Here is an 18,263-nt window from a genome sequence, read left to right as displayed (position 1 = left end):
AAGGTGAAATGATGAATCTCAATGCAACGAATAAGTTCATCAAGAAAACCCGACGCTGGCACAAAAAAACGGGTTTTTCTCTTTTTCAGCGTGCGGCCAGCCATTTTGAGCGGAAGAAAAAAGAGACAATTTTTAGCGTTATTGATGATCTGCATGTTCAGCCTGACGCTGCGCAACTAACTGAATCGGAACAATCACGCGTCATCTGGATCTGCTGGTTCCAGGGGCTCGATAGCGCGCCTGAGTTGGTGAAACGATGCATTGCATCTGTTCAAGCAAACACGCCGGATGCGCAGGTCATTATCCTGACGGATGAGAATATCCCTGACTACCTTACTCTCCCTGAACACATCAAAACGAAATACCAGGCGGGGCTGATTAGTAAGGCGCAATACTCTGATATTGTTCGCTGTTCTCTGCTGTATCAATATGGCGGGATCTGGATGGACGCCACGGTGTTCATGACGAAGCCGGTGCCGGAAACATTTTTTGAGAACACCTTCTCATCACTACGTTTTGATTCACCTGAAAACGCATTGAGCCAGGGTTACTGGACGGCCTATTTTCTTGCAGCCCAAAAGGGATGCTCACTGGTAAAGACGGTTCGGGATATTCTGTATCGCTACTGGCAACACCACGATATCCTGATTGAATACTTCCTGATTGATTACAGTTTCTTATATGCGCGCGAGTGCTATCCGCAGTTTCGTCAGATCATGGATCAACAGCCGGTCACCGGGAATAATCGCTTTCTGATTCGCCAGTTCATCTCAGCGAAACCTGATTTGACGGCCATGGCGATGCTAAATAATGATCCCGTGGGCATTTATAAGCTCTCGCACAAAGAACAATACCAAACTACAGACAACGGCCAGCCGACGTTGTATAGCCAGATCCTCGACGGTTCTTTCGAACTGAAGTGATAAAAAAGCCACCATGACGGTGGCTTTTTTATCGTCAGGCTTTCTTACCCCATCCCTGCCACTGCTGCTGGACGTATTTCACCAGCGTGCTGTTGCTGATGCTGTCTCCGATAACAGAGAAGAAGCGGGTCGCATAGACCGGTTCAGGCGGTTGCTTCGGTACACAGCGCTTCACGCCGCGGAACGGATTACGCGGCGCTGTAGGGACGGGCTGCGCAGAATTCGGTGTGGAGGTATCCACCTGCGGCTCGTTCAGCAGATCGCTCGGACGTACAAGCGTGATATCGGAAGGCAAGGTCGGCAGCATTTGCTGCAGGACGCGAACGGTAGACGGGTGCGGGTGACCGATGGCAATGGCCGAGCCATTACGGCGGGCCAGCTGTACCGCGCGATTAAACTGCATGCGGATATCAGCTTCGTTCTGGGTATCATCCAGGAACACCTTACGCTTAATCACCTTTACGCCCGTTCCCTGAGCGGCGCGCATCGCCTGGCTGTTGCCGATGGTCATGCTGTCGAGGAAGTAGAGGTTATAACGCTCCAGCGCCTGCATCACTTTGAGCATCCCGTACAGGCTGGAGGTCATCGCACTGCCCATGTGATTGTTCAGCCCAACGGCGTACGGCACTTTGTTGTAGGCGTCGCGGATGATGCGCTCGATCTCCTCGCTGCTCATATCCGGGCGCAGGGTATCTTTTTCCAGCGGCTGCTTGCTGAGCGGTGCCATGGGCAGGTGGATGAGAACCTGATGACCGCTGCTGTGGGCTTTGGTCGCCATCTCACGCGCGTGAGGGGCATTCGGAAGGACGGCGACAGAGATGGCCGACGGCATCGCCAGCACCTGATTTTCATAGTGTGGACGATAACCGAAGTCATCAATCACGATAGCGAGTTTACCTGCGTATACCGGTGCAGCCAGCGCCAGCGCGCTGACGACGGAGAAAACGATTCGACGAAATTGAAGCAAAACTTATCTTCCCAACCACGGCTGTGGATTGACCGCCTGACCCTGACGACGAATTTCGAAATAGAGTGACGGGCGGCCCTGACCGCCACTGCTGCCCACAAGGGCGATGGGTTGGCCGGCGCGCACCTGTGTGCCGACGCTGACCAGCGCGCTCTGGTTGTAGCCGTAAAGACTCATATCACCTTTACCGTGTTCGACCACCACCACCAGTCCGTAACCCTGCAGCCAGTCGGCCAGAATCACGCGGCCATCGGCAATGGCTTTCACTTCGCTACCTTCAGACGCACCGATAACGATCCCTTTCCAACGTAGCTCACCCTGCAGCTGTTCGCCATAGCGATGCAGAATTGAACCGCGAACGGGCCAGAAAGCCTGACCGCGAGGCGAGCCTAAACCGCCGGTACGCGACATCAGGGAACGTTCGCTCTCGCTTGGCTTGTAGGTGGTCCCTTTGCGGGACGCTTCCTGCTGCTTATCGCGAACGGCCTGCGCCTCGCGAGCCTCTTTTTCGGCGCGCGCTTTCGCCGCCGCTTCTGCCCGGGCAATGCTGTTACGCAGTTTGGATTCGTTGGCGCGCATTTCGCTTAGCTGGCTTTGACCTTCCTGAATGGAGGATTCAAGGCCGGAAAGGGTTTTCTTACGTTCGTTGCGAGCCTGCTCAAGCTTCGCCTGCTGGGCCTGCTGATCGTAGAGCAGCGTCTGCTGCTGGCTCTGCTTCTCTTCCAGCTCGGCTTTTTGTGTGGAGACCTCTTCGCGCGTCTGCTTCAGCTGCGCGATCGTCTCCTGACGCGCCTGGTTGAGATAGCCAAAGTAGGCCTGCAGGCGCTGGCCGCGCTGGCTCTCTTCGCCGCTGAGGATCAGCTGGAGTCCGGTATGTTCACCCTGGCGGAATGCGGCATCAAGCTGTGCGGCAAGATTGCGCTCTTGCGCATCGCGCTGGCGCTCCAGTTTGGCAATTGACGCGTTCATCTCGTCGATCTGTTTATTCAACTGGGCGAGGGTGTTTTGCGTTTCACGGAGTTTACGCGTGGCGGCGGAGATCGCCTCTTCCTGCTGCTTGAGCTGGGCGAGCAGGGTGGAGCGCTGCTGCTGCTGCTGGCGCACCGCACGCTCTTTGGCGGCGATATCGGCCTGAATAGATTTCAGCTGGTCGCGGTCATCCGCATGGGCGGATGCGGCGCACAGCAATACGCCAGCGCTGAGTGCGCTGGCGTAAAACAGAGGTCTGACTGATAACCTAAGCGGCTTCACGACCCATGTGATTGAAAAAATCGCCTTTCCCCTCATGGGGAGCGATTATTCCACGATGAACAGCGGCTTACCAGTCATCTCTTCAGGGATCGGCATCCCCATCAGCGACAACATGGTTGGCGCGATGTCAGAAAGCTTGCCGCCTTCCACTGCTTTCAGTGATTTATCACCCACATAAATCAGCGGAACAGGCAGGTTGGTATGGGCCGTGTGCGCCTGGCCGGTCGCCGGGTCGCGCATCTGTTCAGCGTTTCCGTGATCCGCGGTGATCAGCAGCTGGCCGCCAACGGATTCAACCGCTTTCGCAACCTGCTCAACGCAGTGGTCCAGCGCTTCAACCGCTTTCACTGCCGCTTCCATCACCCCGGTATGACCGACCATGTCACCGTTCGGGTAGTTACAGATGATGGTGTCGTACTTACCGCTCTTGATGGCCGCAACCAGTTTTTCAGTCAATTCTGCAGAGCTCATCTCTGGCTGCAGATCGTAGGTGGCCACTTTCGGGGAGTTGATCAGAATGCGGTCTTCGCCTTTGAACGGCTCTTCAACGCCGCCGTTAAAGAAGAAGGTGACGTGCGCGTACTTCTCGGTTTCAGAGATACGCAGCTGCGTTTTGTCGTTCTTCGCCATCCACTCGCCGAAGGTATTGGCCAGCGAGGCGGGTGGATACGCGCATGGGGCTTTGATGTCTGCCGCGTATTCGGTCAACTGGATGAAGTCGAGTTTCACCACTTTCTTACGGGCAAAACCGTCGAAGTCGCTGTTGACGAACGCACGGGTGATTTCGCGCGCGCGGTCAGCGCGGAAGTTCATGAAGATCAGCGCATCGCCGTCTTCCATGGCGGCATCAGCCTGGCCTTCAGCACGGATTACGGACGCTTTCACGAATTCGTCATTTTCATCACGTGCATAAGCCGCTTCCAGGGCCTCAACGGCGGTCGCGAACTGGAATTCCCCTTTTGCCAGGGTCAGCAGGTCATAGGCCTGTTCAACGCGATCCCAGCGGTTGTCGCGGTCCATGGCGTAGTAACGACCAATGATGGAGGCAACGCGGCCTTTACCCAGCGCGGCGAATTTGTCTTCGAAGGATTTCAGGGAGCCTTCTGCACTGCGTGGTGGCGTGTCGCGACCGTCCAGGAAGGCGTGCAGATAGATTTTTTCCGCACCGCGTTCAGCGGCCAGCTCAACCATCGCCATGATGTGATCTTCGTGGCTGTGAACGCCGCCTGCAGAGAGCAGGCCCATGATGTGAACGGCCTTGCCAGCGGCAACGGCTTTATCAACCGCGCCAGACAGCGTTGGGTTGGAGAAGAAGGTGCGTTCTTTGATTTCAACATCCAGACGCGTCAGATCCTGATACACAATACGCCCGGCGCCCAGGTTAACGTGACCAACTTCGGAGTTGCCCATCTGGCGGTCCGGCAGGCCCACTTCCAGGCCAGACGCGTCAATCAGCGTATGCGGACGTTTTGCCCACAGGGCATCCATGACCGGGGTTTTGGCGTTGAAAATAGCGTTATCCTGGCTGTCTTCACGGTAGCCATAGCCATCCAGAATCACCAGTACCATAGGTTTTTTAGAAACCGACATTGCGACAACCTCATGCTCAAGAGTCAAAATTTGCGTAATTTTACTACAGCTGAATCGATCAAATAGCCGCAGAAGATCAAAGAAAGCGCAGGGGCAAGGTGCTGACCAGACCATTTTGAGGCATTTTTTTAGGTGGCATGCCGCAGAAAATGGATTAGGTTAGGGTCGCTGGCTGTATTTGCCAGAACGCACAGGTATACTCCTGTCCTGGTTTTTTTTATCACTTAGTCGGGAGTAGTTACCCTCCATGCAAGAAATTATGCAATTCGTTAGCCGCCATCCGGTTCTGAGCATCGCGTGGATTGGCCTGCTGGCTGCTGTGCTGTTCACCACATTTAAGAGCCTGACGTCTAAGATTAAGGTTATCACCCGTGGTGAAGCGACGCGTCTGATTAACAAAGAAGATGCCGTCGTTGTCGATCTGCGTCAGCGTGACGATTTCCGCAAAGGTCACATTGCGGGCGCAATCAACCTGTTGCCAGCTGAAATCAAAGCGAACAACGTCGGTGAGCTTGAAAAACACAAAGCCCAGCCGATTATCGTTGTGGATGCGACCGGCATGCAGGCACAGGAATCTGCCAGCGCGCTTCATAAAGCAGGCTTCGAAAACGTAACGGTGCTGAAAGAAGGTATTTCCGGCTGGAGCGGGGAAAATCTTCCTTTGGTGCGCGGTAAATAAGGAGTTCAGTCATGGCCCATATTGAGATCTATACCAAAGCGACGTGCCCGTTCTGCCATCGTGCGAAAGCGCTGCTGAACAGCAAAGGCGTCACGTTCCAGGAACTGCCGATCGACGGTGACGCGATTAAACGCGAAGAGATGATCCAACGTAGTGGTCGTACGACGGTTCCACAGATTTTTATTGATGCGCAGCACATTGGCGGCTGTGATGACTTGTATGCGCTCGACGCCCGTGGTGGACTCGATCCGCTGCTGAGCTAAGAGACTTTAGGACAATTAAAAAGGGTATTTCCATGTCAGAACAAAACAACACCGAAATGACTTTCCAGATCCAGCGTATCTACACCAAGGATGTCTCTTTCGAAGCGCCAAATGCGCCACACGTTTTCCAGAAAGATTGGCAGCCAGAGGTTAAACTTGATCTGGATACCGCATCTACCCAACTGGCAGATGACGTGTATGAAGTCGTGCTGCGTGTGACCGTTACCGCGTCTCTGGGCGAAGAAACTGCATTCCTGTGTGAAGTACAGCAGGGCGGCATCTTCTCTATCGGCGGTATCGAAGGCAACCAGATGGCGCATTGCCTGGGTGCGTACTGCCCGAACATTCTGTTCCCGTATGCACGTGAATGCATCACCAGCCTGGTTTCTCGCGGTACATTCCCGCAACTGAACCTTGCGCCAGTTAACTTTGATGCGCTGTTCATGAACTATCTGCAGCAGCAGGCTGGCGAAGGTGCTGAACAACATCAGGATGCCTGATGAGCACTGTTAATGCGTCAATGACTGTGATCGGTGCCGGTTCATACGGCACCGCTCTTGCTATCATGCTGGCAAGAAATGGTCACGACGTGGTCCTGTGGGGCCACGACCCAAAACATATCGCTACGCTGCAGCGCGATCGTTGCAACGTCGCGTTTCTCCCGGACGTTCCGTTCCCTGACTCCCTGCACCTTGAAAGCGACCTTGCGACCGCGCTGGCGGCCAGCCGCAACATTCTGATTGTGGTTCCGAGCCATGTCTTTGGCGACGTACTGCGTCAGATTAAGCCGCTGATGCGCCCGGATGCGCGCATTGTCTGGGCGACAAAAGGACTGGAGGCCGAAACCGGACGCCTGCTGCAGGACGTTGCCCGCGAAGCGCTGGGTGATGAGATCCCGCTGGCGGTCATCTCCGGCCCGACCTTTGCCAAAGAGCTGGCCGCTGGCCTGCCGACGGCGATTTCGCTGGCCTCCACCGACCAGGCCTTCTCCGACGATCTCCAGCAATTGCTGCACTGCGGCAAGAGCTTCCGCGTCTACAGCAACCCCGATTTTATCGGCGTGCAGCTGGGCGGGGCGGTGAAGAACGTGATTGCGATTGGCGCCGGGATGTCAGACGGCATTGGTTTTGGTGCCAATGCGCGTACGGCGCTGATCACCCGCGGGCTGACCGAAATGTCCCGCCTGGGCGAAGCGCTGGGTGCCGATCCGGCCACCTTTATGGGGATGGCAGGCCTGGGCGACCTGGTGCTGACCTGTACCGACAACCAGTCTCGTAACCGCCGCTTTGGCATGATGCTCGGACAGGGCAGCGATGTAAAAGGCGCGCAGGAGAAGATTGGTCAGGTGGTTGAAGGCTACCGCAATACCAAAGAAGTCCGCGAGTTGGCACACCGTTTCGGTGTCGAAATGCCAATAACCGAGGAAATTTATCAGGTATTGTATTGCGGAAAAAATGCGCGCGAGGCAGCATTGACCTTATTAGGTCGTGCGCGCAAGGACGAGCGCAGCAGTAACTAGTCGGAACCGTTGTCATCTGAATGACCCAGCCAGCGCAGAACTGGCTGGTCATTAACTATCGTCTGGAGTAAGCAATGCCGTGTGAAGAACTGGATATCGTCTGGAACAATATTAAAGCCGAAGCCCGGGCGCTGGCCGACTGTGAGCCTATGCTGGCCAGTTTCTACCACGCAACGCTACTCAAGCACGAAAACCTCGGCAGCGCGCTCAGCTATATGCTCGCCAACAAGCTGGCGTCCTCGATCATGCCTGCTATCGCCATTCGTGAGGTGGTGGAGGAAGCGTACGCCGCAGACCCGGAAATGATCGCCTCTGCCGCATGCGATATCCAGGCCGTGCGCACGCGTGACCCGGCGGTCGATAAATATTCTACGCCACTGCTGTACCTGAAAGGCTTCCACGCCCTGCAGGCTTACCGCATCGGCCACTGGTTGTGGAATGAAGGCCGCCGCGCGCTGGCGATCTTCCTGCAAAACCAGGTTTCCGTGACCTTCCAGGTCGATATTCACCCGGCGGCAAAGATTGGCCGCGGGATCATGCTCGACCACGCCACCGGGATTGTCGTCGGGGAAACGGCGGTGATTGAAGATGACGTCTCGATCCTGCAGTCGGTCACCCTGGGCGGTACCGGTAAAACCAGCGGCGATCGCCATCCAAAAATTCGTGAAGGGGTGATGATTGGCGCGGGCGCCAAGATCCTCGGCAATATCGAAGTCGGGCGCGGCGCGAAGATCGGTGCAGGCTCCGTGGTGCTCCAGCCTGTGCCACCGCATACCACCGCCGCTGGCGTACCGGCGCGCATCGTCGGTAAACCAGACAGCGATAAGCCGTCCATGGACATGGATCAGCACTTCAACGGTATTCACCATACGTTTGAGTATGGTGACGGCATTTAACTTCTGAGAATGGCGCCCGGATAACCCAGCTGGCGCCATGCTTCATACACCACGACCGACACCGCGTTCGACAGGTTCATGCTGCGGCTGTCCGGCATCATCGGAATACGGATTTTCTGCTCGGCGGGCAGGGCATCCAGGATCGTGGCCGGCAGGCCGCGGGTTTCCGGGCCAAACATCAGATAGTCACCTGCCTGATAGCTCACGGCGCTGTGTGCTGGCGTGCCTTTGGTGGTCAGGGCGAACATGCGCTGCGGCTTCTCTGCTTCCAGAAACGCGGCGTAATCGTGGTGGCGAATAACGGCGGTAAATTCATGATAATCCAGCCCTGCGCGACGCAGACGTTTGTCGTCCCACGTAAAGCCCATCGGCTCAATGATATGCAGACGAAAACCGGTGTTGGCACACAGGCGGATGATATTGCCGGTATTTGGCGGAATTTCTGGTTCGAATAAAACGATGTTAAGCATGCTGCCCCCTTAATTGCGGGGGCAGAATAGCAGAAAAGAGAGGAACTACGCGACGCCGGGTTCCTGCGAGCGGCTGTACAGCATTTTGTAGACGGTTGCCGCAGCGGCCACCAGGGCGGGCACGCTGAGGATCATTAAAATACTGTCTGCCTGCCACTGCATCGAAAGAAGCTGCGCGCTGGTCATGGTGCCCGCCACGCCGCCAAAGCGGCCGATCCCCTGCATCCAGGCGATACCCGTCGCGCGGCACTCGGTAGGGTAAAAGGTGGCGGCCAGGGTTTGCATGCCCGACTGCGCGCCGTTCATCGCGATCCCCATCAGGAAAATCAACCCGCCAAACAGGGCGATATGGTTATGCTCAATGCCGAGCAAAAGAATAAGGCCCATCGTCAGCACGAAACCACACGCAACCACCCTGTGCGCTTCCCAGCGGTCCATCATCCAACCTGCAAGCAGGATGCCGGCGGTGCCGCCGAAGGTGAACAGCGAGGTGAGCCATGCGGATTCCTTCAGCGCATAACCCATCCCCTGCATCAGCGTCGGCATCCAGCTCAGCAGGACGTAGTAAATGACCAGTCCCATAAAATAGGTCACCCACAGCATCAGGGTGCCGGGCAGCCAGGGCATGGAAAACAGCTGCGACACGCTCCCTTTTTTAGACGCGATTTTCTCCTCCGCCAGGAAAAAGCCCGAGACGCTCTCCAGCGTGCCGCGGGCGAACCGGCTGGCAATGCGGCGGACCTGCATGACGTCTCTCCCGCGCTGCACCAGAAACTTCACGGACTCCGGTAAAAACAGCGCCAGCAGCAGCGTTAAAATCAGCGGCGCAATCGCGCCGGTCAGCAGCACGCTTCGCCAGCCGTGGTGGGGGATAAGCCAGGACGAGATCGCGCCGCCGCCCGCCGCGCCCAGAGGGAAGCCGCAGTACATGGTATTAATCGCCATGGCGCGGCAGCGCTGGGGGGCAAACTCGGAGATCAGCGTAATGGCGTTCGGCATGGCGGCGCCGAGCCCCAGGCCCGTCAGAAAGCGCCACAGCGTCAGGGTATTGAGGCTTTGCGCCCAGGCCGTGCCCAGGCTTGCCAGGCCGAAGAACAGACACGAAAAGACCAGCACCCGCTTGCGCCCCATCCGGTCCGATACCGGACCTGCGATCAGCGCGCCCAACGACAGCCCCAGCAGCGCTGCGCTCAGCACCGGCCCCAGATCCTGTTTGTGTATCCCCCATTCTGCCGACAGCGTAGGCGCGATGTAACCCATCGCTGCCGTATCAAAGCCATCGATCGCCAGAACCAGAAAGCCCAGCACAATGAGCAGCCAGTGAAACCCTGAAAAGCGACTCTCGTCGATCACCTGCTGAATATCCACCTTACCTGAATACGCCATACGCTCCACTCCGATCTGATGTTGTTTTTGTGTTCTTGTATTTGCTTGTCTATACAATTGCGTGCGGCAGGTGGATGTCAAATTTTCTTATCCAATATGTTATCTGGGTGTTATTTTTGGCATAAAAAAGCGCCCGAGGGGGACTTCGGGCGCATGAGAAAGGGGGAGTAACCGGAGAAGGTCAGGCCGCGTTTCCCTGAGCAAGGGGAGCCAGCGCTGCCGGTAATTTGCTTAACTCCTGCACCAGGGAATCCTTACTGATTTCGCTAATCGTTTTCGCACCGGTCAGCGTCATCGCCACCTTCATCTCTTTTTCGATCAGGTTAAGCAGATTCGCCACGCCTGCCTGGCCCGCCGTCGCCAGGGCGTACAGATACGCGCGTCCCAGCAGCACGCTGTCAGCACCCAGCGCAATCATGCGCACCACGTCCAGCCCGTTGCGGATGCCGCTGTCGGCCAGGATGGCGATATCGCCTTTCACCGCATCGGCAATGGCCGGCAGGGCGCGAGCGGAGGAGAGCACCCCGTCAAGCTGGCGTCCGCCGTGGTTAGAGACCACAATCCCGTCTGCGCCAAAGCGTACCGCATCGCGGGCATCTTCCGGGTCGAGGATCCCCTTGATCACCATCGGGCCTTCCCAGAACTCGCGGATCCACTCCAGGTCTTTCCACGAGATGGACGGATCGAAGTTGTTCGCCAGCCAGCCGATGTAATCCTCCAGCCCGGTCGGTTTACCGAGGTAAGCCGAGATATTCCCGAGATCGTGAGGCCGACCGTTCAGGCCGACATCCCACGCCCACTGGGGGTGGGTCACGGCCTGCCAGTAACGACGGAGCGCAGCATTCGGGCCGCTCATGCCGGAGTGCGCATCGCGGTAGCGCGCGCCGGGGGTCGGCATATCGACGGTAAAGACCAGCGTGGAGCAGCCCGCCGCTTTCGCGCGCTCGAGCGCGTTACGCATAAAGCCGCGATCGCGCAGGACGTACAGCTGGAACCACATCGGCCGCTTGATGGTTGGGGCAACCTCTTCAATCGGGCAGACGGACACGGTGGAAAGGGTAAACGGAATGCCTTTAGCATCTGCGGCGGCGGCGGCCTGCACTTCACCGCGACGGGCATACATCCCGCATAAGCCTACAGGCGCGAGCGCCACCGGCATGGAGAGCGTTTCGTTGAACAGTTTTGTCTCAAGGCTCAGGTCAGACATATTCTTCAGCACGCGCTGGCGCAGAGCCACCTCCGACAGATCTTCCACGTTGCGTCGCAGGGTGTATTCGGCATACGCCCCGCCGTCGATGTAGTGGAACAGGAACGGCGGCAAAATGCGCTGCGCCGCGGCGCGATAGTCACTGGCTGCTGAAATAATCATGCTTTGTTCTCCCTGGAAATATCACTGTCGCCAGGCAGACGGGTAATACGCGCCTGTCGGGCCTGGTCTTCATCGAATCGTTTGATGGTGGTGTGCACGAAGCCGAGATGCGCCATCATCGCTTTGCGTGCGGCCTCGGCATCACCGGCCAGAATGGCGTTGAGCACCGCCTCGTGCTGTTCGGTCAGTTGGGCAAACACCGGCGGAACCAGATACATGCGCTGGCGGCTCTGCTTCACGGAGGATTGCAGCAGGTCGAAGAACCCGCGCATGGTCTGGAGCAGCACCACGTTGTGCGACGCCTCGGCAATCGCCAGGTGAAAACGCACGTCCGCCTGGGAGGCGATATCCGGATCGCTGCTTTGCGTGGCCTCAAAGCAGGCGATGAGTTTCTCTTTGTCGGCGTCGGTTGCCCGCATGGCCGCGTGCCAGGCGGTACTGGTTTCGATGGCGTGACGCGCTTCAAGGATGTCGAAGCTGTAGTCCGGATCGTTCTCCATCAGCGTCTTCAGCGGTTGAACGATGTTTTGCTCGGACCAGTCGTCATGCTGCCAGCGCACAAAGGTGCCGCCGCCGCGACGGCTCACCAGTACCCCTTCACTGACCAGCGTCGCCAGCGCCTCACGCAGTGAATTGCGCGACACGCCAAGCTGGGCGGCAAGCTGGCGTTCGGCGGGCAACTTCATGCCCGCTTCCAGCTGTTGTTCTTCAATCAGCGCCCGCACGCGAGAGGCAATCTCGTCGGACAGGCGTCTGGGCATCACTATCATGGGATCATCCAGGTTAAGACATAGGCCTGCAGGGTGGTGATCACCCCCACCATGCAGGTGAATATCAGGCTGTGTTTCACGGTAAAGCGGAACAGGTCCGACTCTTTACCGACCAGTCCCACCGCCGCACAGGCAATGGCGATGGATTGTGGGGAGATCATTTTCCCGGTCACGCCACCGGTGGTATTCGCGGCCACCAGCAGGACGTCCGATACGCCAATCTGCTGGGCTGCCGTTGCCTGCAGCGCGGCAAACAGGGCGTTCGACGAGGTATCGGAACCGGTCAGGAACACCCCCAGCCAGCCGAGGAACGGCGAGAAGAAGGTGAAGGCGTGGCTGGTATGCGCCAGCGCCAGTGCCAGCGTCGATGACAGGCCGGAGTAGTTCGCGATAAACGCGAACGCCAGCACCATGCCGATGGAGTAGATCGGCAGCATCAGCTTTTTAATGGTCGCCGCAAAAGTCTGCACCGCAGCCGCAGGCTTCATGCGCAGCCATACCACGGAAAGGATAGCGGCAAACAGGATGGCGGTCCCGGTGGCGGAGAACCAGTCGAATTTATAGACCGCGGCATACGGCGTGGCGGCGTGCACCACCGGCGGCATACGGGCGACCATCTTGTCGAGGAACGGCACGGAAATATTAATCACCATGTCGTACAGCGCCCCGCCCGGGGCGAACAGGGCTTTAAACGGCGGGATGCTCCATAGCGTCACGGTGGCGGTCAGGAACAGGAACGGCGACCAGGCGCGGATCACCTGTCCTGCCGTATAGCCTGTGCGGGCCAGGGTTTGATCAACCTGTGAGGCGCCCATATCGGCGAAGCGGAAAATACGCACCGGCTGCCAGCGTTTCAGGAAAAGCGTCAGACAGACCAGCGACACCAGCGAAGAGATGATGTCCGGCAGCTCCGGGCCGAGGAAGTTCGAACTGAGGTACTGAGCGATAGCGAACGAACCGCCCGCCACCATCACCGCAGGCCAGGTCTCCTTCACGCCGCGCCAGCCGTCCATAATCGCCATGATCCAGAACAGGACGATAATGGTCAGGAACGGCAGCTGGCGACCCACCATCTGGCCAATCTCAAAGCTGTCCAGCCCGGTGACCTGTCCGGCCACCAGAATCGGAATACCCATCGCGCCAAACGCCACTGGCGCGGTGTTCACAATCAGGCACAGGCCCGCGGCATACAGCGGGTTGAAGCCCAGACCCACCAGCAGCGCGGCGGTGATCGCCACCGGTGCGCCAAAGCCTGCCGCACCTTCCAGAAACGCCCCGAAGGAGAAGCCGACAATCAGCATCTGCAGGCGCTGGTCCGGCGTGATGGAGAGGATTGACGAGCGGATAATGTCGAACTGCCCGGTTTTCACCGAGATTTTATAGACAAAGACCGCGGCGATGATGATCCACGCAATCGGCCACAGGCCGTAGAAGAAACCGTAGACGGCGGAGGCCAGCGCGCGATCGACCGGCATTTTGTAGAAGAGCAGCGCCACCAGCAGGGCGATGGCGACGGTGTACGTCGCGGCAAGGTAGCCCTTCAGCTTGAGCTTAATCAGCGCAAAGAAGAAGAACAGGATCGGAAGCGATGCGATCAGGCTCGACAGCCAGATATTGCCGGCCGGGTCGTAGTTTTGTTGCCAGAGGCTCATGCAGGTCTCCTGGGGACCAGACAGCCTGCGCTGCGGGTGAGTCTCCGCTCATCTCTGCATCACAGTCTGTGTAAAAGTGGTCCTGCCAATGTTGTGTTGTAGGGTTAATGACAATGAATGGTTAACCAGATGTTATGAGCTAGCAATGATTTTGTGAGCGGAAATAATGGAATTGTGAACCAGGGGAGAAAGAAAAGGGGGATTGGTTGGGCCAATTTGAGGCGGGGTGGGGCCTGATGCCCTCACCCCGACCCTCTCCCACGGGGAGAGGGAGAAAACCGCACCGTACAGTCCCCTCGCCCCTTTGGGGAGAGGGTTAGGGTGAGGGGGATAAGTATCAGAACGCCGTCTTACAAAAACCCGTCATCTCTTTCAGGCCCATTTCGCGGCCAAGCTCGGTCATCGGGTGTACCACCACCAGACCACGGACGCTTTTCTTCAGCTTGCCCATGTCGGCCTGCTCTTTTTTGGTGATCGCACGACGGTGCGGCATGTTCATCAGCTTCTGCGCTTCTTTGCTCAGCTTCTGGCCTTTCACTTCGCGCAGGCGCTCGATTTCTGTTTCCAGCCTGGCGACCTCTTTTTCCAGCTCGGCGTACTTCTCGGCGGAATCGACCAGTGACAGGCCCGCCATCTGGTGACGGATCAGATCCAGGCGGTCGCTCAGGCGTTTAATTTCGTTCTTTTCGACTTCTTTCATGACAAATAACTCTGAAAACGGGGAATTTACAGGGAAGGATACACCAATGTGAGCAGGCTTACTTCTGAAACGCTTTTTTTAAGCTGATTCGTGAAATCAGCTCAGTCAGGGAGAGAACCATCGTGGAACGGACAACCTGTTGATAACGCAGCTTTTGCATCGCGTAGAGCTCAGGGTCGCTGTTATCAAAATGGGGAGCAGGGGGCAGAGCGGTGACGCAGTGCAGCTCGCCGAAGGGCCCCAGGATCTCATCATCGGTAAAGATGTACTCATTACCGTCATGATTGAGTTCTTCGCGCAGCGCCATTAACAGCTCCGCATCTTCATACTCTTGCCGGTTAAGTACGCCAAGACCATAAATCAGCTTCAGACGCACGGATAAATCGCCCAGCGGTCCGTCTCCGTCCAGTAACGGTTCTACAGCATATTTTACCGCGTAGTCGTCTTTGCGAAACACCTGAAGCACCAGGATATTCACCGCCTCGGTTAACAGCTCGACGGCGGCAATCAGGAAACTTCGTACGGTTTTGCCAGCATTCAGACGCTCAAGCACACGATTTTCAAAGGCCTGGGTTTGTTCCATTATTGCCTGCATATCTGACAATCTGTTATCCGGGCGCAGGCTAACCTGCGCCTCACTGTGCATCATTTGGTTGCGTTGTATGCGTTAACCGCCTCCACAACCACGTCGCTGTTGGCGTCCAGACCGGAAATCTGCGCCAGCGCAGCCTGTGCGCCTTTGGTATCAATCAGCTGAGCCAGTTCCTGTGCCTGCGGGTCCTGCTCGCTGCGGTAGTGCATTGCGGCGGCAATCCCTTTCACCAGGTTGGCGTGCGGCAGGCCGTATTCCAGCGTGCCCAGCAGCGGCTTAATCAGACGATCGCCCGCGCTCAGTTTGCGCAGAGGCTGACGGCCCACGCGCTCAACGTCATCTTTCAGATACGGGTTTTCAAAGCGACCGAGGATTTTCTGGATGTATGCTGCGTGTTTCTCAGCATCAAAACCGTAGCGTTTGATCAGCACCGCCCCGCTCTCTTCCATTGCCCCTTTTACCACCGCGCGGATCTTCTCATCGAGGATCGCGTCACGAATGGTCTGATGACCGGCCAATTTTCCGAGGTACGCGGTTATAGCATGCCCGGTGTTCAGCGTGAAGAGTTTGCGTTCGACAAATGCCATCAGGTTATCGGTTAATTCCATTCCCGGAATGGTCGGCAGCGCGCCTTTAAACTGGGTTTTATCGACGATCCACTCGCTGAAGGTTTCTACGGTCACTTCCAGCGGATCGTTGGTCGCGGATTCGGAAGGCGGAACGATGCGATCCACGGCGGAATCCACAAAACCCACGTGCGCTTCAACCCAGGCTTTGTCTTCGTCTGCCACAGCGTTGAGCACGTGGCCTTTCAGCTGCGTGGTGCCGCGCACCATGTTTTCACAGGCGATGATGTTCAGCGGGGTATCGATACCCTGCGCTTTACGTTTTGCGAGGCCTTTCGCGACCGCAGGGGCGATGCGCTCAAGCACAACCGGACCCACGGCGGTGGTGACCAGATCGACGCTGGCGATAAGGTCAATAACGTCGTCGCCGATGCTGCTGACCGCGTTGACGCCAGATACCGTCTCAACCTGCTCGTTTTCACCGACCACATGGACCTGATAGCTATGACGGGCATTCAGGGCATCCAGGACAACCTGATTCACATCGGCGAATGTCAGGGTAATGCCCGCGTCTGCCAGCAGTTTACCGATAAATCCACGACCGATATTACCTGCGCCAAAATGTAATGCTTTCATAGTGTTAACCTTCATCAATGTTTTTACCCGAGAGGGCTGGGGTGAGGAACGTTTTCCCCTCACCCTAGCCCTCTCCCCGGGGGGAGAGGGAGGTGTACCGTTATTTGTTAAGCAGAGCCAGAACTTCTTCAACGCTGGTGGTGTTGGCCAGACGCTCAATGACGGACTCATCATCCAGCGCGTTGGTCAGGCTGGTAATCACCTGAATGTGCTCGTTGTTGCGAGCGGCGATACCAATCACCAGACGGGCGATGTCGTCTTCTTCTTCACCGAAGCGCACGCCCTGCGGATACTGACAGAATACGACGCCGGTTTTCAGGACACGATCTTTCGCTTCAACCGTACCGTGCGGCACCGCGATGGATTCGCCCAGGTAGGTCGGGGTCAGTTTTTCGCGTTCCAGCATCGCGTCGACATATTCAGGCTGAACGTAGCCGCCTTTCACCAGCTGCTCACCGGCAAAGCGAATCGCTTCTTCTTTGGTGGCCGCGGTACGACCGAGGAAGATGTTTTCCGCACCCAGCTTAAACAGGTGGGCGTTGCTCTCGTCAAAGCTGTCCTGCAGGCTGGAGCGCACTTTCACTTCGTTGTCTTCGTGACGCTGCGCGGCAACCAGACGTTCGGTCAGGCTGGTATACAGGCCGCTGTCGAGGAAGTTGGTCAGCGAAATGTGCTGTGCCTGTGGTACCTGACGCATGGCGCGTTCGGTCAGATCGCGGTGCGTGATAACCAGGTCAACATCCGGTGGCAGGCTGTTAATGGCGCTGTTGGTCACGGAGATGTTGGTCAGGCCCGCATCCTGCACTTTCTTACGCAGCACGCCTGCACCCATTGCGCTGGAACCCATACCGGCGTCGCAGGCAACGATGATTTTACGCACGTGGCTCAGGTCGTTAGAGACATCACCGGCTGCCAGTGGCGTCGCGCCTTTGGATTCGGCTTTCATGTCGTGCATACGACGGGTTGCGGCTTCGATGTCATCATCTTCTTTCACTTTGCTGGTTTTCAGCAGGATAGAAGAGACCACGAAGGAGACGGCCATTGCCGCAAAGATAGCCGCGAGGTTCGCGAAGTAAGCGCCTTTTGGCGTCATCGCCAGTACCGCCAGGATAGACCCCGGAGAGGCTGGAGAAACCAGACCACCGCCCAGCACGCTCAGGGTGAACACACCGGTCATACCGCCGAGGATAACGGCCAGGATCAGACGTGGGTTCATCAGCACGTACGGGAAGTAAATTTCGTGGATACCGCCCAGGAAGTGGATGATCGCCGCACCGCCAGCAGACTGTTTTGCGCTGCCGCGGCCAAAGAAGATATACGCCAGCAGAACACCCATACCTGGGCCTGGGTTGGCTTCGATCAGGAAGAAGATAGACTTGCCGAGATCGTGAGACTGCTGAATACCCAGCGGCGAGAAGATGCCGTGGTTGATGGCGTTGTTCAGGAACAGGATTTTCGCCGGTTCAACAAAGATAGACGCCAGCGGCAGCATGTCGTGCGCAACCATGAAGTTAACGCCTGCCGCCAGAATTTTAGACAGCACTTCAACCGCAGGACCGATGCCGAGGAACGCCAGAATGGCGAGGATCATCCCGATGATGCCCGCAGAGAAGTTGTTCACCAGCATTTCGAAGCCGGATTTGATCTTACCATCAACCCAGACGTCGAATTTCTTAATCGCCCAGCCGCCCAGAGGACCGGCAATCATCGCCCCGAGGAACATCGGCATATCCGCACCGACGATAACACCCATGGTGGTGATAGCACCCACGACGCCACCACGGTCACCGCCCACCAGACGACCCCCGGTGAAACCGATGAGCAGCGGCAGGAGATAGGTAATCATTGGGCCAACAAGTTTCGCCAGCGTTTCGTTAGGCAACCACCCTGTCGGAATGAACAATGCGGTGATGATACCCCACGCGATAAACGCGCCGATATTTGGCATCACCATGTTGCTGAGGAAACGACCAAAGCTTTGAACTTTGATCTTGAAATCGGATGACATAAAACACCCCTTCTTCTGTTTACGCT

General features: G+C 57.1%; 18 protein-coding genes. 6 read left to right on the top strand and 12 right to left on the bottom strand.

Going from position 1 to position 18,263, the window contains the following annotated elements; genetic code table 11:
* The first annotated feature begins 8 nt into the window (after positions 1-8).
* The gene (locus tag AC0TN7_RS05490) at positions 9-923 is read left to right on the top strand and encodes a capsular polysaccharide synthesis protein (RefSeq protein ID WP_473701907.1); all 915 of its coding nucleotides are present in this window, start codon (positions 9-11) and stop codon (positions 921-923) included.
* Positions 924-957: 34 nt separating this feature from the next.
* On the opposite strand, the gene AC0TN7_RS05485 is transcribed toward AC0TN7_RS05490, so the two are convergent.
* The 3 genes from AC0TN7_RS05485 to gpmM are packed head-to-tail and all read right to left on the bottom strand — an operon-like array spanning position 958 to position 4,731.
* Positions 958-1,890 carry a divergent polysaccharide deacetylase family protein gene (locus AC0TN7_RS05485; protein ID WP_061716213.1) on the bottom strand — a complete coding sequence of 311 codons (933 nt, stop codon included), beginning with the start codon at positions 1,888-1,890 and terminating at the stop codon, positions 958-960.
* Between the two features lie 3 nt (positions 1,891-1,893).
* The gene (envC, locus tag AC0TN7_RS05480) at positions 1,894-3,153 is read right to left on the bottom strand and encodes a murein hydrolase activator EnvC (RefSeq protein ID WP_024906610.1); all 1,260 of its coding nucleotides are present in this window, start codon (positions 3,151-3,153) and stop codon (positions 1,894-1,896) included.
* Positions 3,154-3,186: 33 nt separating this feature from the next.
* Positions 3,187-4,731 (bottom strand): 2,3-bisphosphoglycerate-independent phosphoglycerate mutase, encoded by a 1,545-nt coding sequence (gene gpmM / locus AC0TN7_RS05475; protein WP_407859287.1) that lies wholly within the window; start codon positions 4,729-4,731, stop codon positions 3,187-3,189.
* A 247-nt stretch (positions 4,732-4,978) separates the two neighbouring features.
* Here gpmM and AC0TN7_RS05470 point away from each other — a divergent pair, with 247 nt between their 5' ends.
* The 5 genes from AC0TN7_RS05470 (at position 4,979) to cysE (ending at position 8,088) form a co-directional block, all read left to right on the top strand.
* On the top strand, positions 4,979-5,410 hold the full coding sequence (locus AC0TN7_RS05470) for a rhodanese-like domain-containing protein (protein WP_023309913.1): 432 nt from the start codon (positions 4,979-4,981) through the stop codon (positions 5,408-5,410).
* Positions 5,411-5,421: 11 nt separating this feature from the next.
* A complete protein-coding gene (grxC, locus tag AC0TN7_RS05465; RefSeq protein ID WP_008502715.1) occupies positions 5,422-5,673 on the top strand; it encodes a glutaredoxin 3 in 252 nt (83 codons plus the stop codon).
* 32 nt (positions 5,674-5,705) lie between these two features.
* Positions 5,706-6,173 (top strand): protein-export chaperone SecB, encoded by a 468-nt coding sequence (gene secB, locus AC0TN7_RS05460; protein WP_003860835.1) that lies wholly within the window; start codon positions 5,706-5,708, stop codon positions 6,171-6,173.
* Complete coding sequence (gene gpsA, locus AC0TN7_RS05455) at positions 6,173-7,192, top strand: NAD(P)H-dependent glycerol-3-phosphate dehydrogenase (RefSeq protein ID WP_248273223.1); 1,020 nt, start codon at positions 6,173-6,175, stop codon at positions 7,190-7,192. Before secB ends, gpsA begins: the two co-directional genes overlap by 1 nt.
* A 74-nt stretch (positions 7,193-7,266) precedes the next feature.
* Positions 7,267-8,088 (top strand): serine O-acetyltransferase, encoded by an 822-nt coding sequence (gene cysE, locus AC0TN7_RS05450; RefSeq protein WP_008502718.1) that lies wholly within the window; start codon positions 7,267-7,269, stop codon positions 8,086-8,088.
* Here the strand turns inward: cysE and trmL are convergent.
* The 9 genes from trmL to AC0TN7_RS05405 all read right to left on the bottom strand — a co-directional run bounded on the left by trmL (position 8,085) and on the right by AC0TN7_RS05405 (position 18,237).
* Positions 8,085-8,558, bottom strand: a complete 474-nt coding sequence (trmL, locus tag AC0TN7_RS05445) for a tRNA (uridine(34)/cytosine(34)/5-carboxymethylaminomethyluridine(34)-2'-O)-methyltransferase TrmL (RefSeq protein ID WP_023345212.1) — start codon at positions 8,556-8,558, stop codon at positions 8,085-8,087. The genes cysE and trmL overlap by 4 nt on opposite strands.
* A 45-nt stretch (positions 8,559-8,603) precedes the next feature.
* Entirely contained in the window at positions 8,604-9,944 is a 1,341-nt protein-coding gene (locus AC0TN7_RS05440) for an MFS transporter (RefSeq protein ID WP_370884525.1), read from the bottom strand.
* 181 nt (positions 9,945-10,125) lie between these two features.
* Positions 10,126-11,313 (bottom strand): quinone-dependent L-lactate dehydrogenase, encoded by a 1,188-nt coding sequence (gene lldD, locus AC0TN7_RS05435; protein WP_473701906.1) that lies wholly within the window; start codon positions 11,311-11,313, stop codon positions 10,126-10,128.
* Positions 11,310-12,083, bottom strand: coding sequence for a transcriptional regulator LldR (gene lldR / locus AC0TN7_RS05430; protein WP_023294814.1), 774 nt, complete (start codon positions 12,081-12,083; stop codon positions 11,310-11,312). The genes lldD and lldR overlap by 4 nt, the downstream gene beginning before the upstream one ends.
* Positions 12,080-13,735, bottom strand: a complete 1,656-nt coding sequence (gene lldP / locus AC0TN7_RS05425) for an L-lactate permease (RefSeq protein WP_473701905.1) — start codon at positions 13,733-13,735, stop codon at positions 12,080-12,082. The genes lldR and lldP overlap by 4 nt, the downstream gene beginning before the upstream one ends.
* Before the next feature lie 337 nt (positions 13,736-14,072).
* Positions 14,073-14,435: a YibL family ribosome-associated protein gene (locus AC0TN7_RS05420; RefSeq protein WP_473701904.1), complete on the bottom strand. Its 363-nt coding sequence runs from the start codon at positions 14,433-14,435 to the stop codon at positions 14,073-14,075.
* A 58-nt stretch (positions 14,436-14,493) separates the two neighbouring features.
* Entirely contained in the window at positions 14,494-15,084 is a 591-nt protein-coding gene (gene mtlR, locus AC0TN7_RS05415; protein WP_473701903.1) for a mannitol operon repressor MtlR, read from the bottom strand.
* Positions 15,081-16,229 (bottom strand): mannitol-1-phosphate 5-dehydrogenase, encoded by a 1,149-nt coding sequence (mtlD, locus tag AC0TN7_RS05410; RefSeq protein ID WP_148770344.1) that lies wholly within the window; start codon positions 16,227-16,229, stop codon positions 15,081-15,083. Before mtlD ends, mtlR begins: the two co-directional genes overlap by 4 nt.
* Positions 16,230-16,329: 100 nt before the next feature.
* The gene (locus tag AC0TN7_RS05405; protein ID WP_290094246.1) at positions 16,330-18,237 is read right to left on the bottom strand and encodes a PTS mannitol transporter subunit IICBA; all 1,908 of its coding nucleotides are present in this window, start codon (positions 18,235-18,237) and stop codon (positions 16,330-16,332) included.
* Positions 18,238-18,263 lie beyond the last annotated feature (26 nt).

The organism is Enterobacter sp. PL_is511 (assembly GCF_055816065.1).
Note: the sequence above shows the minus strand (reverse complement) of the source record. Positions and strands in the feature narration are given on the sequence as shown.